At 42.9% G+C, this 22,866-nt stretch carries 19 protein-coding genes; 15 read left to right on the plus strand and 4 right to left on the minus strand.

Going from position 1 to position 22,866, the window contains the following annotated elements; translation table 11 throughout:
• The first annotated feature begins 5 nt into the window (after positions 1 to 5).
• The 14 genes from COR50_RS13795 to COR50_RS13865 all read left to right on the plus strand — a co-directional run bounded on the left by COR50_RS13795 (position 6) and on the right by COR50_RS13865 (position 15,791).
• The gene (locus tag COR50_RS13795) at positions 6 to 1,928 is read left to right on the plus strand and encodes a DUF3857 domain-containing protein (protein ID WP_098194526.1); all 1,923 of its coding nucleotides are present in this window, start codon (positions 6 to 8) and stop codon (positions 1,926 to 1,928) included.
• Between the two features lie 131 nt (positions 1,929 to 2,059).
• Positions 2,060 to 2,965: a serine hydrolase gene (locus COR50_RS13800; protein ID WP_098194527.1), complete on the plus strand. Its 906-nt coding sequence runs from the start codon at positions 2,060 to 2,062 to the stop codon at positions 2,963 to 2,965.
• A gap of 519 nt (positions 2,966 to 3,484) precedes the next feature.
• A complete protein-coding gene (locus COR50_RS13805) occupies positions 3,485 to 4,042 on the plus strand; it encodes a peroxiredoxin (RefSeq protein ID WP_098194528.1) in 558 nt (185 codons plus the stop codon).
• 80 nt (positions 4,043 to 4,122) lie between these two features.
• Positions 4,123 to 4,710 carry a carboxymuconolactone decarboxylase family protein gene (locus tag COR50_RS13810; protein ID WP_098194529.1) on the plus strand — a complete coding sequence of 196 codons (588 nt, stop codon included), beginning with the start codon at positions 4,123 to 4,125 and terminating at the stop codon, positions 4,708 to 4,710.
• Positions 4,711 to 4,911: 201 nt separating this feature from the next.
• Positions 4,912 to 5,148 (plus strand): 50S ribosomal protein L28, encoded by a 237-nt coding sequence (gene rpmB / locus COR50_RS13815; protein ID WP_098194530.1) that lies wholly within the window; start codon positions 4,912 to 4,914, stop codon positions 5,146 to 5,148.
• 32 nt (positions 5,149 to 5,180) lie between these two features.
• Positions 5,181 to 5,363: a 50S ribosomal protein L33 gene (gene rpmG / locus COR50_RS13820; RefSeq protein ID WP_098194531.1), complete on the plus strand. Its 183-nt coding sequence runs from the start codon at positions 5,181 to 5,183 to the stop codon at positions 5,361 to 5,363.
• Positions 5,364 to 5,450: 87 nt separating this feature from the next.
• Positions 5,451 to 5,624: a DUF4295 family protein gene (locus COR50_RS13825; RefSeq protein WP_098194532.1), complete on the plus strand. Its 174-nt coding sequence runs from the start codon at positions 5,451 to 5,453 to the stop codon at positions 5,622 to 5,624.
• 192 nt (positions 5,625 to 5,816) lie between these two features.
• Positions 5,817 to 6,776: a signal recognition particle-docking protein FtsY gene (gene ftsY, locus COR50_RS13830; RefSeq protein ID WP_098194533.1), complete on the plus strand. Its 960-nt coding sequence runs from the start codon at positions 5,817 to 5,819 to the stop codon at positions 6,774 to 6,776.
• 236 nt (positions 6,777 to 7,012) lie between these two features.
• On the plus strand, positions 7,013 to 7,906 hold the full coding sequence (locus COR50_RS13835; protein ID WP_098194534.1) for a cupin-like domain-containing protein: 894 nt from the start codon (positions 7,013 to 7,015) through the stop codon (positions 7,904 to 7,906).
• A gap of 540 nt (positions 7,907 to 8,446) precedes the next feature.
• Positions 8,447 to 9,754 (plus strand): 30S ribosomal protein S12 methylthiotransferase RimO, encoded by a 1,308-nt coding sequence (gene rimO / locus COR50_RS13845; RefSeq protein ID WP_098194536.1) that lies wholly within the window; start codon positions 8,447 to 8,449, stop codon positions 9,752 to 9,754.
• Positions 9,755 to 9,844: 90 nt separating this feature from the next.
• Entirely contained in the window at positions 9,845 to 11,635 is a 1,791-nt protein-coding gene (locus COR50_RS13850; protein ID WP_098194537.1) for a DEAD/DEAH box helicase, read from the plus strand.
• 133 nt (positions 11,636 to 11,768) lie between these two features.
• Entirely contained in the window at positions 11,769 to 13,844 is a 2,076-nt protein-coding gene (gene glgB / locus COR50_RS13855; RefSeq protein ID WP_098196241.1) for a 1,4-alpha-glucan branching protein GlgB, read from the plus strand.
• A gap of 354 nt (positions 13,845 to 14,198) precedes the next feature.
• Positions 14,199 to 15,092: a DUF4382 domain-containing protein gene (locus COR50_RS13860; protein WP_098194538.1), complete on the plus strand. Its 894-nt coding sequence runs from the start codon at positions 14,199 to 14,201 to the stop codon at positions 15,090 to 15,092.
• Between the two features lie 129 nt (positions 15,093 to 15,221).
• A complete protein-coding gene (locus tag COR50_RS13865) occupies positions 15,222 to 15,791 on the plus strand; it encodes a toxin-antitoxin system YwqK family antitoxin (protein ID WP_157760843.1) in 570 nt (189 codons plus the stop codon).
• A 352-nt stretch (positions 15,792 to 16,143) separates the two neighbouring features.
• On the opposite strand, the gene COR50_RS13870 is transcribed toward COR50_RS13865, so the two are convergent.
• The 4 genes from COR50_RS13870 to COR50_RS13885 all read right to left on the minus strand — a co-directional run bounded on the left by COR50_RS13870 (position 16,144) and on the right by COR50_RS13885 (position 19,982).
• Positions 16,144 to 17,073, minus strand: coding sequence for a hypothetical protein (locus COR50_RS13870; RefSeq protein WP_098194540.1), 930 nt, complete (start codon positions 17,071 to 17,073; stop codon positions 16,144 to 16,146).
• Positions 17,074 to 17,220: 147 nt separating this feature from the next.
• The gene (locus COR50_RS13875) at positions 17,221 to 18,189 is read right to left on the minus strand and encodes a glycosyltransferase family 2 protein (protein ID WP_232516172.1); all 969 of its coding nucleotides are present in this window, start codon (positions 18,187 to 18,189) and stop codon (positions 17,221 to 17,223) included.
• A gap of 38 nt (positions 18,190 to 18,227) precedes the next feature.
• The gene (locus tag COR50_RS13880; RefSeq protein WP_098194541.1) at positions 18,228 to 18,710 is read right to left on the minus strand and encodes a DUF4199 domain-containing protein; all 483 of its coding nucleotides are present in this window, start codon (positions 18,708 to 18,710) and stop codon (positions 18,228 to 18,230) included.
• A gap of 9 nt (positions 18,711 to 18,719) precedes the next feature.
• Positions 18,720 to 19,982, minus strand: a complete 1,263-nt coding sequence (locus COR50_RS13885; RefSeq protein ID WP_098194542.1) for a dihydroorotase — start codon at positions 19,980 to 19,982, stop codon at positions 18,720 to 18,722.
• Between the two features lie 473 nt (positions 19,983 to 20,455).
• Between COR50_RS13885 and COR50_RS13890 the strand changes: the two genes are divergently transcribed.
• A complete protein-coding gene (locus COR50_RS13890) occupies positions 20,456 to 22,813 on the plus strand; it encodes an ABC transporter permease (protein WP_098194543.1) in 2,358 nt (785 codons plus the stop codon).
• The last annotated feature ends 53 nt before the right edge of the window (positions 22,814 to 22,866 follow it).

The raw sequence follows: 22,866 nt of genomic DNA on the forward strand, positions 1-22,866 counted from the left end.
ATCAAATGTTGAAGAAGTTAACAATATTTATAGCAAGTTTATGCTGCCTCACGTATACTTACGCGCAGGATATTGACCTCGATGTTAGAAATATACCCGATTCTTTAATGAAGAAGGCAGACGCGGTAGTACGGTATAGCATCGAAGATGTGCAAATCGTTTCTCCCGGTACGGTAAAGTATTCACATAAATATGCCATTACAATTCTTAATGAAAGCGGTAGGAACTATGCAACATTGTATGAATACTACAGCAAGATGAAGGAGATAAAAAGTATCCAGGGCGCCTTGTACAACGCCCAGGGGAAGCAGGTGAAAAAATTAAAAAAGTCTGATATCTCCGATTTGAGCGGTGTAGACGATGCTTCCTTGATGTCAGATGCCAGGTTTAAGAAATATACCTTCTATCAAAGTTATTATCCTTATACCGTCATGTTCGATGTGGATGTAACTTATAACACGGCCTTGTTCCTTCCAACCTGGCAGCCAGTTTTGGGTAATTACGTTTCCGTACAGCATGCAACTTTTAACGTTTCAGTTCCCGGGGATGGAAACCTGCGCTATAAACAAGTTGGCATAACGGGAGTGCCTGCCAAGGTGCAACACAAAAATAATTGGACATATTCCTGGGAACTCGAAAATTTCAAAGCGAAACCTTCCGAGGTAATGGAGGCGTTCAAGGTTGATAAATACCCGTTGGTATTAATCGCCAGCTCGAAATTTCAGTATGGGAAGTTTGATGGCCAAGTTGATAGTTGGGACAGCTTCGGTAAATTTATTTATACTCTGAATAAAGAACGGGATGAATTACCTGGAAAGGTTAAACAGGTAGTGCACAAACTTACCGACAACGTGCAAGACCCTAAGGAAAAAGCTAGAATCTTATACCGATACCTGCAAAATAATACCCGTTATATTAGTGTGCAATTGGGCGTCGGTGGGCTGCAAACCTACGATGCAGCGTATGTGGCGGAAAATAATTACGGTGATTGTAAAGCTTTGACCAATTTCATGAAAGCTTTGCTCAAAGAAGCCGGGATCAAAGCTTACTGTTCCGTGATCGATGCAGGGAATAATAGCGGGTTTATATTGGAAGATTTCCCGTCGAGCCAATTTAACCACGTAATACTTTGCGTTCCATTTTCCGCGCGGGATACCACCTGGCTGGAATGTACGAGCCAAGATATAGAATTTGGCTACCTGGGAGGCTTCACTTCGGACCGTGCCACTTTACTTTACGGTGATTTCGGTGGAAAATTGGTACACACGCCGGCTTATCAAAACCATCAGAATTTACAACTTAGGATCGTAAATGCTGAAATAGACCCGCAAAGTGGGAATGTGAAACTTTCTGCCAAAACGATGTATACCGGCTTACAACATGATGATCCTTATATGGCCCACCGGGTTTTTAATAAGGAAGATATGACCAAGTATTTGCGGCAGAGGATAGACTTGCCATCGTTTGACTTAGTCAACTATAATTATGCCATCCCCCCGCCGGAAGAAGTGCCCGCACTGGAGGAAGACCTTGAGTTGCTGGCAAGGAATTATGTTACAAAAAGCGGGAAAAGATTATTCGTTGAGCCTAATATGCTCACGAAACAGAAGACGAAATTTTTAGAAGAGAAGGAAGAACGCAGGTTTGACTTCCAGTTTAGCTACGCTTATGTAGATGTAGATACCGTGAATATCAAAATTCCGGCAGGTTATAAACTGGAAACAATACCCAAGCAAGTGTCGCTCAACAACCCCGTAGGTAAATACACCTACCATGTGCAATTGGAAGGGGATATCCTGCATTTATACCGTAGGGTAGAGTTTAAAGAGGGAGTATACCCCGCGGCAGATTACCAAGCATTCGTCAAATATATGAACGCTATCCGTGATACGGATGGAAGTAAAGTTGTATTTGTGAAGGCAGAATAAACATATCAAGATGTTTCGAGTTAATATTGGCAGTGGGGCGGGCTTTTATGCCGGGCCCCCTTGTTTTTCCAGCGCTTCCATTTCATTTACATGATTATTGATGTATCTTAATGCACAATCATTATTTAGCTATGAAAAAAATCCTGGTTCTCCTCGCATTACTCTTGGCATCAAAAGCAATTTTAGCTCAAAAAACAGATAAAGCCCTCACTAAAGAACTCTCGCAGATTATAAAGGACTTCCGCGGGCAGGTAGGCATTTACGTGGAGCATCTCGGCAATGGCAAAACCGTTGCCATCAATGCAGACAGCATTTTCCCAACTGCCAGTATGATCAAGGTGCCGATTATGATAGGGGTGTTTAATAAGATCGACCGGGATAGTTTACAATATCACCAGGACTTGATCTACAAGGATTCCCTGCTCTACCCTGGGGAAGATATCCTGGGTTCCTTCAAGGAGGGAGCTACGATTCAACTAAGCAAGGTAATGATGTTGATGTTGACAATGAGTGATAATACGGCTAGCCTATGGTTGCAGTCATTGGCCGGGGGCGGTAGCAGGATAAATACCTGGTTGGAAGAACATGGCTATAAAATAACCCGTGTAAATTCTAGGACACCGGGTAGGGCGGCCAACCAGGCGCTCTACGGTTGGGGACAAACCAGCCCGTCAGAAATGGCAGATTTGATGAAGCGCATTTATAAGGGAGAACTTATAAACCCGGTTACAAGTGAACGCATGTACCGGAATCTTACCCGTAATTTTTGGGATACAGAAGGTTTGGCGATGGTGCCGAAGAACATCCGTACGGCCTCAAAAAATGGGGCTGTCAACGAATCCAGGTCCGAGGTGATCATGGTAAATGCGCCCTCCGGCGATTATGTTTACTGTATTTGTACTAAAAATAACATTGACCAAAGCTGGGGTCGCGATAACGAGGCAAAACAATTATTGCGAAAGGTAGCCTTGGCCATTTGGAAGCATTTCGAGCCGGGCAGCAAACAAATGACTGGTTCCATGGCGGAACATTTCTAAATCATGCGATAACGTAACAATGGGCATTGCCATCCTTGTTCAATCGGGTACAGTAGTGCAAACGGTCAATTACTGCTGGGTTGCCTAAAAGATGTAAAACTATGTCGATCCTGGGCGCAATATCAGATGAAAAGATCGCGGGTGGCATCAAATTCATCTTGTTTGTTGATACTGTTTTTGAAAAACGGAATCAGGGCAAGGCCAATCGTTACAATTGCTAAAAGTACAGTTCTAATTTTCATATCCTACCAATTTTTACTTGCTATTTATATAACTAAATTCTGTGCCAAAAGGTTAAGCCTAAAACATAAAAAAATCCCTTATTTGTGCCGCTTGCCAGCTCCCGGGTTCTTAAATCCAACAGGGTAAAGGGTTTTATTGCATGATTGTCTATAGACTTTTTTAAAAGTATAGATAAATTTGATAGTTTAACTTTAAAAATCTATTTGATTTTTAGGTTTTACAATGGCAATTTTGCGTCGCAATTGAGAAAGCAAAACAATAAATCAATAATAGAGCATGAAAAACGCAGTATTATCAGTGGGTACAAGTTTCCCTGATTTCAACAAGAAGGCAGTAGTTTCTATCGAGAAAGGCAAAGAATTCGAAGACATTTCATTGGAAGCTGTAAAGGCAACCGGTAAATGGATGGTAATGTTCTGGTGGCCGAAAGATTTCACTTTCGTTTGTCCTACCGAGATAGCTGAATTTAACAAGCATGCTGAAGATTTTGCTGACCGTGATGCAATCCTGATCGGCGCTTCTACGGATAGCGAGTTCGTACACGCGGCATGGAGAAGGGATCATGAAGATCTAAAAGGATTGAAGTTCCCGATGTTGGCCGACACTTCCAAATCACTGGCAGCTGAGCTGGGTATCTTGGAAGAGAACGAGAAAGTGGCTTACCGTGCAACTTTCATCGTTGATCCACAAGGTATCGTGCGTTGGACTTCCGTTTATGACCTTTCCGTTGGCCGTAACGTGAAAGAAGTATTACGCGTACTGGATGCGTTACAAACCGATGAGCTTTGCCCTTGCAACTGGCAAAAAGGTGAAGCTACCTTGGAAGTAGCTTAATTTATTAAGGCGGTACCGGTGGTATCGATGCCACCTGCGTGCCGCCTTCTTTACAATTTTTAATATTACAAAATAATTATATGTTTGCTACGAATACGATTGATACGGTATACCAGTTATTAGCCTTGGTAGGTTTAGACCAGGAGAAGGTATCGCCCAGGTTACAAACTTTGGCAGATGCGGATGCAAGGTACTTGAAGGACTTGAAAATCAATATCAGCAATGCGCTTGATGCAGCTACCCTCAGCAAGAAAGAAGCTTACCTGCTCGGTTTGGCGGTTGCTGTAAATGAGCAGCAACCTGATCTTGAAGCTGCATTTAAAGAATTGGCAACCCGTGAAGGGGCAAATATCAAGGAGATCGCGGAAGTGATTAGCGCCACTTCGCTAATGAATACGAACAACGTGTATTACCGGTTCCGCCATTTCGTGAACAAGGAATTTTACACTTCGGCCCCGGCAGGTATCAGGATGAGCATCATGGCGAACCCCGTTTTGGGCAAGGAGTTTTTTGAACTGTTGAGCCTGGTGGTTTCCGCCCTGAACGGTTGCGAAATGTGCGTGGCCTCGCATGAAGATGCACTGCTGAAACATGGCACCGAACAACAAAGAATTCTAGACGCTGTTCGTTTAAGTGCAATTTTACGTAGCTTTGCAGTTCTTTTATAAGGTTGTGATCGATTTAATTGCTTGATTGTGACTGCTTTGTGGCAGTTATTGTAAATAAATATTGATACGGCCCATTATTTTCTAACCTTGCAGTTGGGAGATAAATTGGCAAATATTTGAATATTGTGGATAAATAATTAACACAATGTTTGATTATTAGCCAAAAAAGTCTCACATTTGCATTCCAAAATTTTTTTGAAAATGGCTAGAGTTTGTCAGGTGACAGGAAAGAAGCCGACCACAGGTCACCATGTTTCTTTCTCCAATATTAAGACAAGGAGAAGATTTCTGCCTAACTTGCAGAAGAAACGTTTCTTTTTGGCAGAAGAAGATCGTTGGATTACATTGAAAGTATCATCTGATGCGATCAGGACGATCAACAAAAGAGGTTTGTACGCTGTAGTAAAAGATTTACGTGCGGCTGGTCAAACGATCTAATTTTTATCAAGCAATTTAATTGATACATAACAATGGCAAAAAAAGGTAATAGGGTACAAGTAATTTTGGAGTGTACAGAACATAAAACTTCTGGTCAACCAGGTACTTCTCGTTATATCACAACTAAAAACAAGAAGAACACTCCGGAACGTATCGAATTGAAAAAGTACAATCCTATTTTAAGGAAAGTAACTGTTCACAAAGAAATTAAGTAAGCGGGTTAAAGGTCTCGAAGAAATGTTGGAATCGGCCAACAATACATTCAGCATTAACTCAAATGATCACCATTAATTTTTAATGAAATGGCAAAAGCAGCTTCCAAAAACTCAAAACTGAAAGACTCGAAAGCAGCAGCTGACGCGAAGGTATGGACTAAAGTAATTAAAGCTGTACGTTCACCAAAATCAGGTGCGTATACCTTTAAAGAGTCTATTATCCACAAGGATAAAGTGCAGGAGTTCATGAAAGAAAAGTAATTCGGCTTTACTAATCATACTGCATAAAAGCTGTTCGCCTGTGGTGAACGGCTTTTTGTTTTACCTAGAAGCTTCAAAGGCTATTGATGGAATTCGCCCCCGTGGCGATTTTTTTATTCATTACATTTTTATTCACTAATTTAGACGCTCATTTGGCCTGAACCTCTTGGACTTAGGCTTAAATTCGACTGTATGAGTTTCTTTAATAAGTTGTTTTCCCGGGAAAAGAAAGAAAGCCTGGATCAAGGGTTGCAAAAAACCAAGGAAAGTTTCCTCTCCAAAATTAGCAGGGCCGTGGCCGGTAAGTCTACCGTAGATACCGAAGTGCTCGATAATTTGGAAGAAGCCCTCGTGAGCGCAGACGTTGGAATCGATACCACCATCAAGATTATCGAGAAGATTGAAGCCCGGGTTGCGAAAGATAAATATTTGGGTACTAACGAGTTAAATAAGGTGTTGCAAGAGGAAATCGCATCCTTGCTCATCGATGCCCCGGATCCCGATTATAAAGATTTTGAAACGCCGCCGGGTAAGAAACCTTACGTAATTATGGTGGTAGGTGTCAACGGTGTTGGCAAAACAACGACCATCGGTAAATTAGCTTATAACTTTAAGAAGGCTGGGAAATCTGTATTACTAGGGGCTGCTGATACTTTCAGGGCTGCCGCGGTTGACCAGCTAACGGTTTGGAGCGAGCGTGTCGGCGTGCCCATCGTGAAACAATCCATGGGGTCCGACCCGGCTTCCGTTGCTTTCGATACCGTTCAAAGCGGTGTAGCGAGGGATATGGATGTCATCATCATCGATACGGCGGGCCGCCTGCATAACAAGGCGCACCTGATGGAGGAATTGAGCAAAATTAAACGGGTCATGGCTAAGCAGATACCGGATGCCCCGCACGAGGTATTGCTCGTGTTAGACGGTTCCACCGGGCAAAATGCGCTGGAACAAGCTAAGCAGTTTACGGCGGCCACGGAAGTGAGTTCCCTCGCGATTACCAAGTTAGATGGCACTGCCAAGGGGGGCGTCGTGTTGGCAATTGCTAATAACTTCAAAATACCTGTTAAATATATCGGGGTGGGTGAAAAGATGGAAGATTTACAGGTATTTGACAAACATGAATTCGTTGACTCCTTATTCAGTCTTAAGTAATTGGCATTGAACTCCTTGAAAAAGTAAATGATATTTAAGTAATAAATTCTCGAACTTTTATGATGCATCAATTGTAATAATATGCAGTTGTTTGAAAATTTAACAAAATTTGGTAGCCGGATGTTTTATACATACCGGCTATCTTATTTTAAATGCCCGGACGCCCGTGCCCGCCAACTTAGTTGCACCGGCAGGCCGTGATCATTACCATTTCTTAAAATTAACTGTAGTTCACTATGCAAGTGAAATCTATTGATCGCGTAGAGGAGATTACTATCGAGGAGTTTAAAAAAGATTACTTTTTGCCAAAGAGGCCTTTAGTGATAAAAGGTCTTTCAAAAAATTGGTCTGCTCTTTCTAAATGGACATGGGAATATTTTAAATCAATCGTCGGTGATAAAACGGTAGGGGTATATAATAATACCCGTGCTTCGGCTAATACGCCGGTAAATGGCGCCGATGAATATATCCGTTTCGGTCAATACCTCGATATGATCCAGCAGGGGCCTGTTGCCCTGAGGATATTCCTTTTCAACATATTTCAGCATGCCCCGCAACTGGTGGAAGACTTTTCCTGGCCCGATGAGTTTATGGGCGGCTTCTTGAAGAAGTACCCGATGCTATTTGTCGGCGGTGCGGGCTCGGTTGCCCACATGCATTACGATATCGATATGTCGCATATTATGCATACGCAGTTCATTGGCAGGAAACGTGTGCTCCTATTGGAGAATAATCAATCGGAGTTGATATACCGGATGCCGTATACCGTGGAAAGCGCCGCTAGTTTCGTTAACTGGGCCGACCACTTGGAAACGGAACATTTCCCGGCATTGAATTATGCCCGCGGGTTTACGGCTATCCTGGAGCATGGCGATACGCTTTTTATGCCGGGCGGTTACTGGCACCACATGGAATATATGGAAAGCGGCTTCGCTATGAGCCTAAGGGCCTTAGATCATACCTTGGCCGGGAAGTTAAACGGCTTATACCATATTGCCGGTATGCGGAACATTAATAACTTATTAATTAAGTTGGCTCCCGAATGGTGGTATCATAAGAAAAGGGATATCGCCAAAAGGCGGGCTGACAGGGCTATCAATAGATTACCTGCAAAACTTGATTCATTATAAAAAGCATTATTGTCCGACTAAATTTTAACCGGGGAGCAATTTGGTCCCTCAATAGTTCGATTCAATGTCCACCTGCTCGTTTCTTGTACTTTTTTGCTTGCCCAAAAAAGTCCCCAAAAAGGGCACAAATTGGCCATCACGGCCGCCAATTTGATCGCTCGATCCAGCTTTTTACTACTGTATTGCTTCGCTATTAAAAGTGCGAAGTTCCACGGTTTTGTTGGCGGGGCTGAATAGATCATCTTTCGCTTATGTCCTTGACCAGGTAAGGAATTCAAGTACTTTTGAAGCATTTTTAGTCGGACAGCATATGATTAAAAAACGATATTTGATCGACTTTTTTCAATTATTTTCACTTAATTAACAATATTTTGCACGTTGCATTGAAATTTTTCATAACTTTGCATCTTCCTTACACAGCCCACAAGGCTTCAAGTCACACTTCTAACAGTAGTCTGCTGTTTTTCCAATCGTGCCTGGGTGTCTTCGTGGCGGTAGCAAAGCGATCCGTAGGATTGCATACTAAATAAAATAACGCTATTGAAGACAAGAACTTTAAAGAAAGACAAAGTAAACATTATCACATTAGGTTGTTCTAAGAACATGGTTGATTCCGAAGTATTAAGCGGTCAGCTTAAGGCTAACGATGTTGACGTGGTTCATGAAAGTGGCAAACGTGATCACAATATCGTGGTAGTCAACACATGTGGATTTATAGACAAGGCTAAGGAGGAATCGGTTAATACCATTCTTGACCAGGTGGATCTTAAACGCCAGGGGCGTTTGGATAAAGTATATGTTACCGGTTGCTTGAGCGAAAGGTACCGCGGGGATCTAGAAAAAGAAATTCCCGAGGTGGATGCTTGGTTCGGTACCATGGAACTACCCCTGATCTTGAAGAAATTTGATGCGGATTATAAAGTGGAGTTGTTGGGAGAGCGCATGCTCAGCACGCCCTCGCATTACGCTTACATGAAAATTGCCGAAGGCTGTAACCGAACATGCGCCTTCTGTGCCATCCCGTTGATGCGTGGCAAACACGTTTCCAAACCAATCGAAGAATTGGTTGCGGAAGCTGAAAGGCTGGTAAAGATGGGCGTCAAGGAAATCATGCTGATCGCGCAAGAATTGACTTACTATGGCCTGGATCTTTATAAAAAACGTCGCTTGGCAGATTTAATGAATGCCTTGGCTGACGTGGAAGGCTTGGAGTGGATCCGTTTGCATTACGCGTATCCTACCAAGTTCCCGATGGAGATTTTGCAGGTCATGAAAGAACGTGACAATATTTGTAATTACCTAGATATGCCGCTTCAACATATCTCTGATCCCATGTTGAAGGCCATGAAACGCCAGATTTCCCGCCAGGAAATCCTGGATCTGATCAAGGCCATCAGGGAGGAGGTACCCGGCATTTGCTTGAGGACGACCCTGATCACCGGATTCCCAGGGGAAACCCTCGAAGATGTAGAAGATGTAAAAGCCTTCTTGGAAGAAGTGCGCTTCGACAGGGTGGGTGTATTTACTTACAGCCACGAAGAAGGTACTACTGCTCACGATATGGATGATGATGTGCCGGCGGAAGAAAAAGAGCGCCGCGCGCAAGATATCATGGAAGTGCAGCAGGAAATCTCGCTGGAGAAAAACCAGGAGAAACTCGGGAAGATCTACAAGGTAATCATCGATAAAAAAGAAGCTGGTCGCTTTATTGGCAGAACCGAATTTGATTCGGTTGAAGTTGACAATGAAGTGATTATCAACACAAACCGCAGGTTGAAGCCGGGTGAATTCGTGAATGTTCGTATCACGAAAGCATACGATTACGACCTCGAAGGCGAGCTGGTGTAAGCTCGTAAGTATTAAAATCGTCGACTCGCTGCATCCGGCAGCGGTTATTCATCGCGGGGAACAGATAAAACCCTGCTACAAATCAAATCAATGACAACATTTGAATCATTAGGATTAAATGAATCCATTCTTAAAGGTATCCAAGAGCTAGGTTTCGAAGCTCCAACTCCAATCCAAGAACAAGCGATCCCCATCTTGTTAAGTGGCGATAAGGACTTCGTAGGATTAGCTCAAACGGGTACAGGTAAAACCGCGGCCTTTGGTTTACCTCTTTTGCAACAAATTGATATGAAGGTCACGAAGCCTCAAGGCTTGATCTTATGTCCTACACGCGAATTGTGTCTTCAAATCGCGAATGATCTTAAAAACTTTAGCAAGTTTGTAGGTGATGTAAACATCGTGGCCGTTTACGGTGGCGCTAACATCGGTATGCAATTGCGTGAATTGAAACGCGGTGGCCAAATCGTGGTAGCTACCCCCGGTCGTTTACTCGATATCATCGACCGTGGCGCGATCAATTTCGAAAATGTACGTTACGTCGTATTGGATGAAGCGGATGAAATGTTAAACATGGGCTTCCAAGAAGACATTAACAGCATCCTTTCCAACACGCCTGACAACAAGACCACCTGGTTGTTCTCGGCTACCATGCCGGCAGAGGTGCGTCGTATCTCTAAAAACTACATGACCGACCCATTTGAATTAACAGTGGGTACTAAAAATAGCGGTAACGCTAATATCGAACACGAATATTACGTGGTACGTCCACGCGATAAATACGCGGCGCTGAAAAGGATCGTGGATTTCAACCCTGAAATCTTCGGTATTATCTTCACCCGCACCAAGATCGAATCCCAGGAAATTGCAGAATCCCTGATCCGTGACGGGTACAATGCCGATGCTTTGCACGGTGACCTTACCCAGCAACAACGTGATAAGGTGATGAAGCGTTTCCGCGAAAGATCTATCCAAGTGCTGGTTGCTACGGATGTAGCTGCCCGCGGTATCGATGTTGACAATATCACCCACGTAATCAACTATGAATTACCGGATGATGTCGAGAACTATACCCACAGGAGTGGTCGTACTGCCCGCGCCGGTCGTAGCGGTGTATCTATCGCTATTATCAGCAGCAGGGATCTGGGTAAGATCCGCCAGATTGAAAGGGTGATCGGCAAGAAATTCATCAAGGCAGAGGTGCCGGATGGTGTTGCCGTTTGTGAAAAACAATTGTTTGCCCTTGTACATAAAGTACACAACGTGGTTGTAAACGAAGAGCAGATCGAGCCGTACTTAGGACGTATCTACGAAGAGTTTAACGAATTGAGCAAAGAAGAGCTGATCAAGCGTTTCGCTTCTATCGAGTTCAACCAATTCTTAGAATATTATCAAGATGCAGCAGATCTGAATGTGAAAGAAGATAGCCGCCGTTCTTCTGAAGGACGCAGCAGCAGCGGTAGGGGTAGCGGTGATGGCAAATTTACACGCCTGTTCATCAACCTTGGTTCCGTTGACGATTTCACACGTGGTGACATGTTGCGTTTCATCTGCGATAATACCGGCTTGCGCGGCAACAAGGTAGGTCGCATCGACCTGAAAGGAGTTTATTCTTTCTTCGAAGTTGAAAATGAAGCTGTTGATAAAGTTGTTACCGGTTTTAAGAAAGTAGAACGTAACGGCCGTGCCGTTCGTATTGAAATGTCTCAAGACGGTGGTAACGAAGGTGGCGGAGGCGGAAGACGCCGCAGTAGCGGTGGCCGTCGTGATGAAGGTGGCGGTCGCAGGAGATCTTGGTCCGGGGGAGGTTCTGAAGGCGGTTTCCGTGAAAGAAAAGAATACGGTGGTCGTCCTTCCTTCAGGGGCAGGAAATATGAGAAATAGCTGATGCGTTTTCATAAATGATTGAAATGGAATTCCGAAAACGGGATTCCATTTTTGTTTTTATGAGTAAATGAGAAGGAAATTTGTATATTGTTACAAGCAAGGCATTTATCAACTCCCCATCATTGAAATTATGGCAACAGCGAAAAAGAATGAATCCAAGGCAGGAACTCAAAAGAAAACCACTGCAAAGCCTAAAGCAAAAGCTGCTTCCAAGGCCAAAGTGAAACCTACACCGAAACCTCAAGACCCAGTACAGGAAATGGCTACAACGACAGAACCTTTCCGTAATCTTGCCAACGTTGAACCTTTTACCTTGTTCACCGCCCAGGATGTTTACTTATTCAGGGAAGGAAAGCATTACCGCCTATATGAAAAATTTGGCGCACACCGCATGAATTACGAAGGGGTTGAAGGGACTTACTTCTCGGTATGGGCGCCAGACGCTGTCTTCGTATCGGTAATCGGTAATTTCAACGACTGGGATGCTTACTCGCATACCTTGTTCCCCCGTTGGGATAATTCCGGGATTTGGGAAGGTTTCATTGCCGGGGTTGCCGAAGGGGAGTTATACAAATACTTTATCCGTGCAAAGGATGGTTCGGAGCTGCGCAAAGGGGATCCCTATGCTTTCCACTGGGAGAAGAGACCAAGAACGGCTAGCATCACTACTAACTTGGATTTCCGTTGGAGAGATAAGGCATGGATGAAAGATCGGGAGGTAACAAATGCACTCGACAAACCTTGGTCGGTATATGAATTACATCTTGCTTCTTGGAGGCGACCGGATGCTTTCGACCGGGAATCTTTTTACAATTACCGCGAAATCGCCAAAATGCTGGTGCCTTATATCCAGGAAATGGGTTTTACTCACGTGGAGTTATTGCCGGTGATGGAGCATCCTCTCGATGCCTCCTGGGGGTATCAAATTACCGGGTATTTCGCACCTACCAGCCGTTTTGGTACACCGCAAGATTTCATGTATTTCGTGGATAGCTTGCACAGGGCAGGAATCGGCGTTTTGCTGGATTGGGTACCTTCGCATTTCCCTTACGATGATCATGGCCTGTACCGTTTCGATGGATCGCATGTTTATGAATATGAAGATCCAAGGAAGGGTTTCCATCCCGATTGGAATAGTTACATTTTTAATTACGGGCGTAATGAGGTACGTTCCTTCCTAATCAGCAATGCTCTTTATTGGTTGGATAAATATCATATCGATGGCTTCCGCGTAGATGCGGTAGCATCGATGATCCACCTGGATTATTCCCGGGAAGACGGCGATTGGGAGCCCAATGTATACGGTGGTAATGAACATTTGGAGGCCCTGCAATTTTTAAGGGAATTTAATATGGCCGTATATCAATATTACCCCGGGGTACAAACCATTGCTGAAGAATCGTCGAGCTATGATGGTATTACTAGGCCGGTGCACTTAGGTGGAGTCGGTTTCGGTATGAAATGGATGATGGGTTGGATGAATGATACCTTGAAATACTTTAAGAAAGATCCATATTTCAGGCAATTCCACCAAGACGAGTTTACCTTTAGTATCATGTACGCCTTCAAAGAGAATTTCATGCTGCCCTTAAGCCATGATGAAGTGGTACATGGAAAATCACCGATCGTATTCAAGATGCCGGGAGATGACTGGCAAAAGATGGCTAACACGAGATTGCTATATAGTTATATGTTTACCCACCCGGGAACAAAATTATTGTTCATGGGCAACGAATGGGGCGTTACTCATGAATGGAATGATGCCACCCAATTAGATTGGACTTTATTACAGTACCCTTCCCACCAAGGCTTACAGCATTATGTAAAACGCTTAAATCATCTATATAAAACAGAACCATCACTTTACGCTACGCAATTTGATCCGCTTGGCTTTGAATGGATCAACTTAAACGACCGCTCCCAAAGTGTAATGGTGTATGCCCGCAAAAGCGAAGACCCTAAAAATACTCTATATATAGTACTAAATATGACCCCGGTAGCCAGGCATAATTACGGTATTAAAGTACAGGGAAAAGAACCTTGGATTGAAATATTAAACAGTGATGCAACAGAATTTTTCGGAAGTGGGATCGTAAATGAAGGAGAATTATTACCAGGGAAGCATGGAGATGACTACTTATTATTAGTAAACGTGCCCCCATTAGGCGCCGCCATCTTTAAGTCAAAAAATATTTTAACCAGTTAAAAATGGATCTCATACCAGGATAAACCAACACAGGTCTATATTATATCAATTATAGTAACAATAATAATAACAATTATAGTAACAATTATAGTTATACTATATTTATGATATCGATCTTATTCATAAGAACTGTCTAAAATAACCCTAAAGAGCTGGTCCTCACAATTATCCCGACCTAAATAATCCTCGGTATTAAAAATCCGCGTAATCCGCTCAATCCATCTAAAAATCCGTGAAAAGTTTGGAATAAAGATTGCTGTATAAAATTTCATTACCACTAGGATACAATAAGATAATTAGCAAACCGTTTGATTAATAAACCAAATCTTTAGTACTTATAAAACCATCTTTATCATGAAAAACATGTTCCGAAAATGGGGCTTCCCCTCTCTAGCCCTGGCATGCTGTTCCTTTATCATTTTTGCATGTTCAAAAGACAATTCTGCTGGAAGGAATGATGAAATTCCTCCGGGAAAGCAGAAAGTGAGCATTTATCTAACAGATGATCCCGGTTTATTTGACGAGGTAAATATTGATATACGTAGCGTGGAAGTATTGGTCGACACTTGTATGGAAGATAATGGTGATAATGGCAAATGGGATGATCATGAGCGTTGCTCTTGGGACGATGGCCGTTTCGATGATGAATGCAGTATTTGGGATACCCTTGCGATTAATCCCGGGGTTTATGATTTATTGAGCTTGCGTAACGGTATCGATACTATGTTTGCTAGCGGACCAGCGCACCAAGGTTATATTACGAAGATCCGTATTACGATAGGTTCGGAAAATTCGCTTGTGAAAAACGGGGTGACCTATCCTTTAAATACAATTACCGGGCAATCAAAGCTGATAGTTAAAGTTAGGCATAGCGAATGGGAAGAATATTCAACAGACCAGTTAAGACTATGGTTAGACTTTGATGTTCAACGTTCTATCATCCAGTTGAGGAATAATTCGTTCGTGTTGAAGCCATATATTTTAGTTTGGACATTGAAACAAACGGGCAGCCTTTCCGGTATCGTTCTGCCGAAAGATGCGAACCCGGTGATTTCCGTTTATAATGATACGGATACGGCATATGCTATCCCGTTCCATGACGGTAAATACAAAATCCGCGGATTAAAAGTAGGGGAGTATAGCTTATTTGTAAATCCTTCTAATGGTTATGGAGATACAACTATTACTGGGATTCAAATAGATCGTGGAAAAGAAACCAAGATCCCGACGATAACCCTCGAAAAGTAGACATATAAACTTTGATTTCAGCCACCTGCATTTTGTAGGTGGCTTCTTTTATTAGCCGCAGATTATTTTTGTTTTTTTAATTTTATATCGTTTCAAATCCATTTATCATTGATCAATAAGTTGCCAGGTATGTTAAAGGTGTTTCAATGTTGTTGTTATGTATTGTTATGCTGCTCTGTTTTTGGGCAGAACAAAATTAACCAATCAGACGCACAAGGCCGCAAGCAGGGATATTGGGTCGTGGAGATGCCTGCTTTACGCGGGGAAAGGGCTTATACAATGGAAGGTACTTACAAAGATGGTAAAAAAGACGGCCCTTGGAAAAAGTTCAACCATGCCGGGGATATCATTTCCATGGAAAGTTTTAGAAATGATAAATTGCATGGACCTGTAAAATACTATTACCCAAATGGTCAGCTGAGTTTAGAAGGAAGTTACTTAGCCCAAGAAATTCGCCGCGATTCTGCCCGCGTTTATGATATCGCCACGGATGAAAACAAGATGCAAGCTGTAGAGTTTGATGGTCAATCTGTAAAAAACGGCTGGTGGAAAATGTATGACGAACGGGGTCACCTATTGAGTCAAGAATACTATAAAAAAGGCGAATTAATTAAAGTCCCAACGTTCACGGATTCAACAGATTCCACGGATTCCACGGATGCCAAAAATACTCAGGATAATCATTCACCAAAGAAGTAATAAGGCATTCCAAAGCAACAGTTTCTAACAATCATTCTTGAATAAGCTCCAACGTTCACGGATTCAACAGATTCCACAGATTCCACGGATGCCAAAAAAACTCAGGATAATCATTCACCAAAGAAGTTATAAGGCATTCCAAAGCAACTGTTTCTAACAATCATTCTTGAATAAGCTCCAACGTTCACGGATTCAACAGATTCCACGGATTCCACAGATGCCAAAAACATTCAGGATAATCATTCACCAAAGAATTTATAGGGCATTCCAAAGCAACAGTTTCTATAAATCAATCATAATTGAAACAAAATCCGTGGAATCCTTAAATCATTAATAAAATCCGTGAACATGGCTAGTCTTCTTTTTTATATAACGAATCTTTAGCCCTGAAATCGAGCGGCTGCTCAACCGGGAATTGTCCTTGCTTTACCTTGATCGAGAATGGTTTCTCAACATGCACCCATTTTCCAGCTTTCCATTTAAAAGCCTCGTAATCCAGATCTGAAACGTACGTATATTTTTTCCCGGCTTGCAAAGAATCTTCAGGCACTAAGTGGTCATAAACGATCATGTCAACATCCGCATTATAATTCAAGCTGACGCTTGCATTTTTCTTGTATTCCAGGATGAACCGGTTTTGCACCGGCCTTTTCAAAGTATCTTCTATAAAACTAAACAGATGGGCCCCGAATACAGGCATTCCTTTATCATCGAAACTCAGCATCTCGATCATCTTTTTGTTGCTACGGATATTGTTCCCGTCCCAGCCCATTAAAGTATAATAGTTTTTATTAAAATACCGTGTAGTTAAAAGCCTGTAATACAAGCAGCCATACCAGGTTTGATGGTTTGTAATGGTATCTTGATCGCGGATAAAATCGGAATTGTCGAATAAAGGGAACATTTTCAGGCTACCGTCCTTTGTATTCATCTGGATGGTTCCAAAATGACGAAAGCTCCCGTTATCCCTCGCCAGCGCCCAGGTGAATATACGGAAAGTGCTATCTGTGGGGTATAGAATCGAAACGGTTTGAATGCTGTCGTATGGAAAATAAAATGAATTCTTGATTTTCAAGGATCTCACTAAAGCGGGAATAAAAGTATAATTCGCATTCACCCTATCTTCTTCATTGTAGGCATTCACGATCTTATAGCTCAGGTCGGCTAATGTATCTTGTTCAATCATCAACCGTTTTAAATCTTCCGGGGATATTCTTTGGGATTTTACCGCGTTGGCCAATGTCAAAATACCCAAGCATAGTAGAATGATCTTCGTCTTCATATTTGCAAAATACTCAATCCAAATGATTTCTCTTGTTAAACGGGAAATCTAACCGGCTATTGTGTAGCGAAATCCTGTAAAAAGCAACATCCCCTTACCGCGTTGATTTACTGTCGATAAGGGGATGTTAATTTGTATAAAAATTCATTAAAGGCGAACTTCTTCCGGTTTCTTATGATCGATAACCTCTTCTACCAGGTAGCTATTCCTATCCGCGGCATTCCTGGTCACTAGCTCGGCAATAAAACCGGTAAGGAATAATTGTGAACCGATAATCATGATCAGGAGCGCCAAGAAAAATAGTGGCCTATCGGTCATTTTATACTGTAGGTAAGCTATTTTCATCACGGCAAGATAAAGGGCGATGATAAAACCTACCAGGAAAAAAAGTGAGCCGAGAGCACCGAAGAAGTGCATCGGGCGTTTCCCGAATTTGCCGACGAACATGATAGAGGCCAGATCGAGGAAGCCGTTGATGAATCGTTCCAGGCCAAATTTAGTTACCCCGTACTTTCTCGAACGGTGTTCCACCACTTTTTCGCCTATTTTCCTGAACCCAGCCCATTTAGCAATCACGGGAATATAGCGGTGCATCTCCCCGTAAACCTCGATAGACTTTACTACCTTTTTCTTATATGATTTTAATCCGCAGTTGAAATCATGCAGTTTGATTCCGCTCAACTTCGTGGTCGTCCAATTAAAAAACTTCGACGGGATCGTTTTCATTATAGGATCGTAGCGCTTTTTCTTCCAGCCGCTCACCAGGTCATAACCATCAACCACGATCATTTTATACAGTCCCGGAATCTCGTCCGGGCTATCTTGCAGATCCGCATCCATGGTGATCACTACGTTGCCTTGGGCCACCCTGAACCCTTCGTTCAAAGCAGCGGACTTCCCGTAATTCCGTTGAAACCGGATACCCTTTATATTTTTGTTGGATTTGCTGAGATTTTGGATAACACTCCACGAATCGTCTGTACTGCCATCATCAACCATCCATATTTCGTATGAATAATGGTGTTCGTTCATCACCCGTTCGATCCATGCCGCTAGTTCAGGCAAGGACTCTTCTTCATTCTTAAGAGGTATGATGACAGATATATCGATTGTCATAAATTATTACCGGTTTTTAATGGATGTAAGGATGGTGGTTATTTTTTCCTTGCAATTAATGCGCCGATCAAGGAGGCAAAGCCACCGATAATTAACAAGGTAATCAGTACCCCGGAGAAAATGAAAGGAATAAATTGCTTGGACACGAATTCTTGCTGTTCCTTTATTGCTTCGGGAGATAAATGACTACCGGCATCGGCTTGCGCTGCCTCGGCCAAGATTTTAGCTTTCAAGTCAGGGGCAATGGTCACACAAATTAACAAAAACACGATAAACAGTACAATTATTACGGCAGTAGTTCGGAAACCGTTTGAAAACAACGCCCCGAAACTGGCTTTACCTTCCGCCTGCTTGCTGAATTGAAGGGTGGAAAGGATAATTCCCAGCATCGTGATAACCACGAAAGCTCCCCTGAAAGTATTATTATCCGGTTGCTTGTCCAGGAAATAGAACAAGCTAAACAAGATAGCGCCTATCAAGGTTGTTCCCAAACCGTATTTTATATGTATCTTTTGATTCATGTAAATCTCCTAATTGATAGCATATTGTTGATTATTGCAGATCGCGATCACTTTACCCTGCAATTCTTCCCCGAGGAAGTAAGTATTTTTCGATAGGGAACCGATATGTTCCTGTTCGAAAATATATTTCAATCCCGGCACGAAGCAGGTAATATTTGCTTGGGCGCCTTCTTCTATTTGTACCGCGGGTAAACCGAAGATCGTCCTCGGTACATCGCTTAACATGGAAATGATTTTTTCTACCGGAACATTTGGTAAAGCTTTGGAGACCAATCCGAAAGCTGTTTCCAGTCCGATCATTCCATTCTTGGCATATTCAAACTCTACCGTTTTAGCATCCCAATCTTGCGGAAGGTGGTGACTGGCAAAACAATCCACGGTTCCATCTTCCACCGCTTTCCTCAAGGCAGCTACGTCAGCTTCGGTGCGGAGGGGTGGATTGACTTTTAAATTAGTATCGTAGTTACGGAGTAAGCCATCATGCAGCAGCAGGTGGTACGGCGTAACGGAGCAAGTAACCTTCACACCTTTGGCTTTGGCCTCGGCAATTAACCGGATGCTTTCGGCCGTGCTTACACCCGTGAAGTGTATCTTGGAATCGGTATATGCCGCCAATTCAAGGTCACGTTTAACCATTAGTTCTTCCGCGATGGCCGGTTTCCCGGGCATACCGAGTTGGGTTGACTGGATACCTTCGTTCATCAAACCATGGCCGGCAATACTGGTATCTTCCGGCACCTGGACGATTACGCCATCAAAAGCCTTCACATATTGGAGCGCTTTCAGCATGATGCCGGGTGATTGGATTGGCTTCAACCCATCGGTAAAAGCTACCGCACCGGCTTCTTTCATCTCGATCATCTCCGCGAGGGAGCTACCCTCTATATTCTTAGAAACCGCACCCATGGGCAATACTTGCACGGCGCCATGGCGGGTTTTGCTGATTACATATTCGATCTGCGGTTTTGACTGCATGGCCGGTTGCGTATTGGGCACGATCAGCACGGTGGTGAAACCACCCTTTGCCGCCGCCCGGCTACCGGATTGCAAATCTTCCTTGTATTCCTGCCCGGGATCATTAAAATGGGCGAATATATCCATCCAGCCGCCGGAAACGTGCAGGTTTTCAGCTTCGATTACCTGTGCGCCATCAGCCTGGATGCGATCACCAATTTTTTGGATAATACCGTTAGAAATGAGGATGTCTTTTGTTTGCCCTTTAAATGGGCTGTTTTCAGAAATGATTCTTGCGCTTTTAAGAAGTATTTGCATTGCAGGATTATGATCTTTTCATTCAAAACCAATCGTTCGCAAAGGTAGTATAAAAGTGTTAATCCTAAAAACCGGCTTTGCTGATATTAGTCAAATTTTAAGGAAACAGATATTTATATATATGTAATTCTATATGTTTTTATTGAAGAATACCACGATTTTATTGAATGAACAATACAGGTATCCCGGTGTTTACAATGGATGGGGAGATGCCCATGGTATTCAATTTTTTGCCCGGAACAATTACCCGTAAGTAAATGAAATATATAACACGCAGTTGAACCTTGGTAAACCCGCTTGCGATCTCGCAGGCGGGCAAGTTTTATATAACATGTGTCCGATATCGGACAAAAGCTGTACGTTCACGGACGGGTAACAGGGATAATGATTCCTAAAAACGGTCATTTACAAGGGTTTTATTAGTGGCACGGCTGTTGTTGGCCATACCGGAACTAATATTTCATATATATATTATGTGGCATCATCATTTGTTAGTATTCTATAGAAATGCACTCCGTTTCAAGAGAACCTTCATTGTCAACTTGCTCGGCTTATCTTCCGGCCTTGCATGTGCCTTGTTAATCTATTTCTGGATACAGGACGAATTGCATATGGATCATTTCCTGGAGGATGAGGATCGCATATATACCGTAATGGAAAACCACCATCAAACGAACCGCATCATGACGGTGGAAGCCTCTCCCGGTATATTGGCCGAAGCATTACGGGAGGAAATACCGGAAATTGAAGATGCCGTGCAAATTGTTCCCGAGTTTTACTCTGCGGCATTTACCTTATCATACGGTGAACAGAATATAAAAGGAAAGGGGGAATACGCGGGAAAGTCTTTCTTTGATATCTTTTCCTTGAATTTAATTACGGGGAACCGGGAAACAGCCCTCCAGGAGAACAATATTATAGTATTGTCGCGCAACATGGCGACAAGGTTATTCGGTAGCCCGCAAGCTGCCATGGGTAAGGCTATCCAATTAAATCATGATAAATCTTTGGCTGTTCGTGGGGTCTTTGAAGATCTGCCTTCGAATGCTGATTCGAAATTTGACTTCCTATTGCCATACCAGATGTTTATAGATAGGGGCGTATTCATTCATTGGGATAACCATAATACGCAAACCTTGGTTAAACTAAAGGAAGGAACAGATATCAACAAGGTAAATGCGAAGATCGAGAATTTTATCAAGGGGAAATTTCCCGAATCCTTGGTCACTTTATTCCTGAAACCTTACGCGGAACGCTATTTATACGGAACCTATAAAGATGGGAAACTTGCCGATGGTAGAATTGAATATGTGCGGTTGTTTGGTTGGATTGCCATTTTTATTCTCTTGATTGCCTGCATAAACTTCATGAACTTATCTACGGCTAAAGCCACGCAGCGGATAAAAGAGATCAGTGTTAAAAAAGCCATCGGCGCCAGCAGGAAAACGATCATGCAACAATATTTTTTGGAATCATTGCTATTAGCTTGCGTTGCATTATTCGTCGCTGTACTGATCGTCAAAATATTCTTACCCACCTTCAATGAAATTACCGGGAAAGATTTACACTTGAGATTCTCTATCTCCAACATGGCCCTAATGCTGGGTATTACCATCGGAACCGGTTTGTTAGCTGGGAGTTACCCCGCTATTTATCTATCCGGGTTCCAGCCCATCGCGATCTTGAGGGGGAGCATGTTGAAAATCGGGGGAGAGAAATGGGCCAGGAAGTCCTTGGTGGTTTTACAGTTCGTATTGTCAATTGTTCTCGTGGTCGGTGTTTTGGTGACGTACCGCCAGATACGTTTTATTCAGGAGAAACATTTAGGCTTCGATAGGTCTAATGTGGTTTTCCTTAATTTGGATGGTGAACTGTTGAAAGATGGGAACCATTTTATTTCCCAGGCCAGGGAAATAAAAGGCGTTGAAAAAGCCGCGCTTTCCGGCGGGGGAGTCGTGAGCGAATATGGAACTACCATAGGGGTAGAGTGGAAAGGAAAGCAAGCAGGTGAATCGGTGGTATTTGGACAACAGGGAATTTCTTACGACTTTATCGAGGCATTGGGAATGGAGCTCGCGCAAGGAAGGAGCTTTTCGCGCCAATTTCCGACCGACAGCCAAGGTTTGATCATTAACCAGGCGGCAGCCAATGCCATGCACTTAGACAATCCTATCGGGCAAGAGATCCAATTTTGGGGAGAGAAGAAACATATCATTGGCGTTGTTAAAGATTTTAATTATGCCTCGTTACATACACCTATCTATCCCTGGATTTTCCGTTTCAAAGGAGATCGAATGCCGAGGGCGGTTGTTAAGATTGCGAAAGGGCAGGAACAGGCCGTTATGCCGCGTATTCAAAAGTTGTATGAAGATTTAAACCCCGGTTTCCCGTTTGAATATAATTTCCTGGATGTTCAATACGATCAAATGTACACGAGCGAAATCCGCGTGGCCATTCTTTCCAGGTACTTTGCAGGTCTCGCTATTTTAATATCTTGCCTGGGCTTGTTTGGTTTAAGCGCTTATACCGCCGAACGCAGGATGAAGGAAATCAGCATCCGGAAAATACTTGGTTCGAGCAAGAGCAATATAGTATTGTTGCTCACCGGGGAATTTACAAGGCTCGTGGTTATTGCTATAATATTGGCTATCCCGTTGAGTTATTGGATATCGACGAACTGGCTGCAAACATTTGAGTACCATGTACATTTAGATTTGTTATATTTCCTTGCAGCGGCTGTTACGGCTTTATTGATAAGCTGGTTGACAGTTGGCTTCCAAGCAATGCGTGCTGCCGATTCGAACCCCGTTAAAATTTTGAATGCTAACTAGTTTACCGAATTGAAAATTGCTTTGTATGTTTGTAAAACGCAAAGCATTTGAGC

Origin of the sequence: Chitinophaga caeni (assembly GCF_002557795.1) — a bacterium.
GTDB classification, from domain to species: domain Bacteria; phylum Bacteroidota; class Bacteroidia; order Chitinophagales; family Chitinophagaceae; genus Chitinophaga; species Chitinophaga caeni.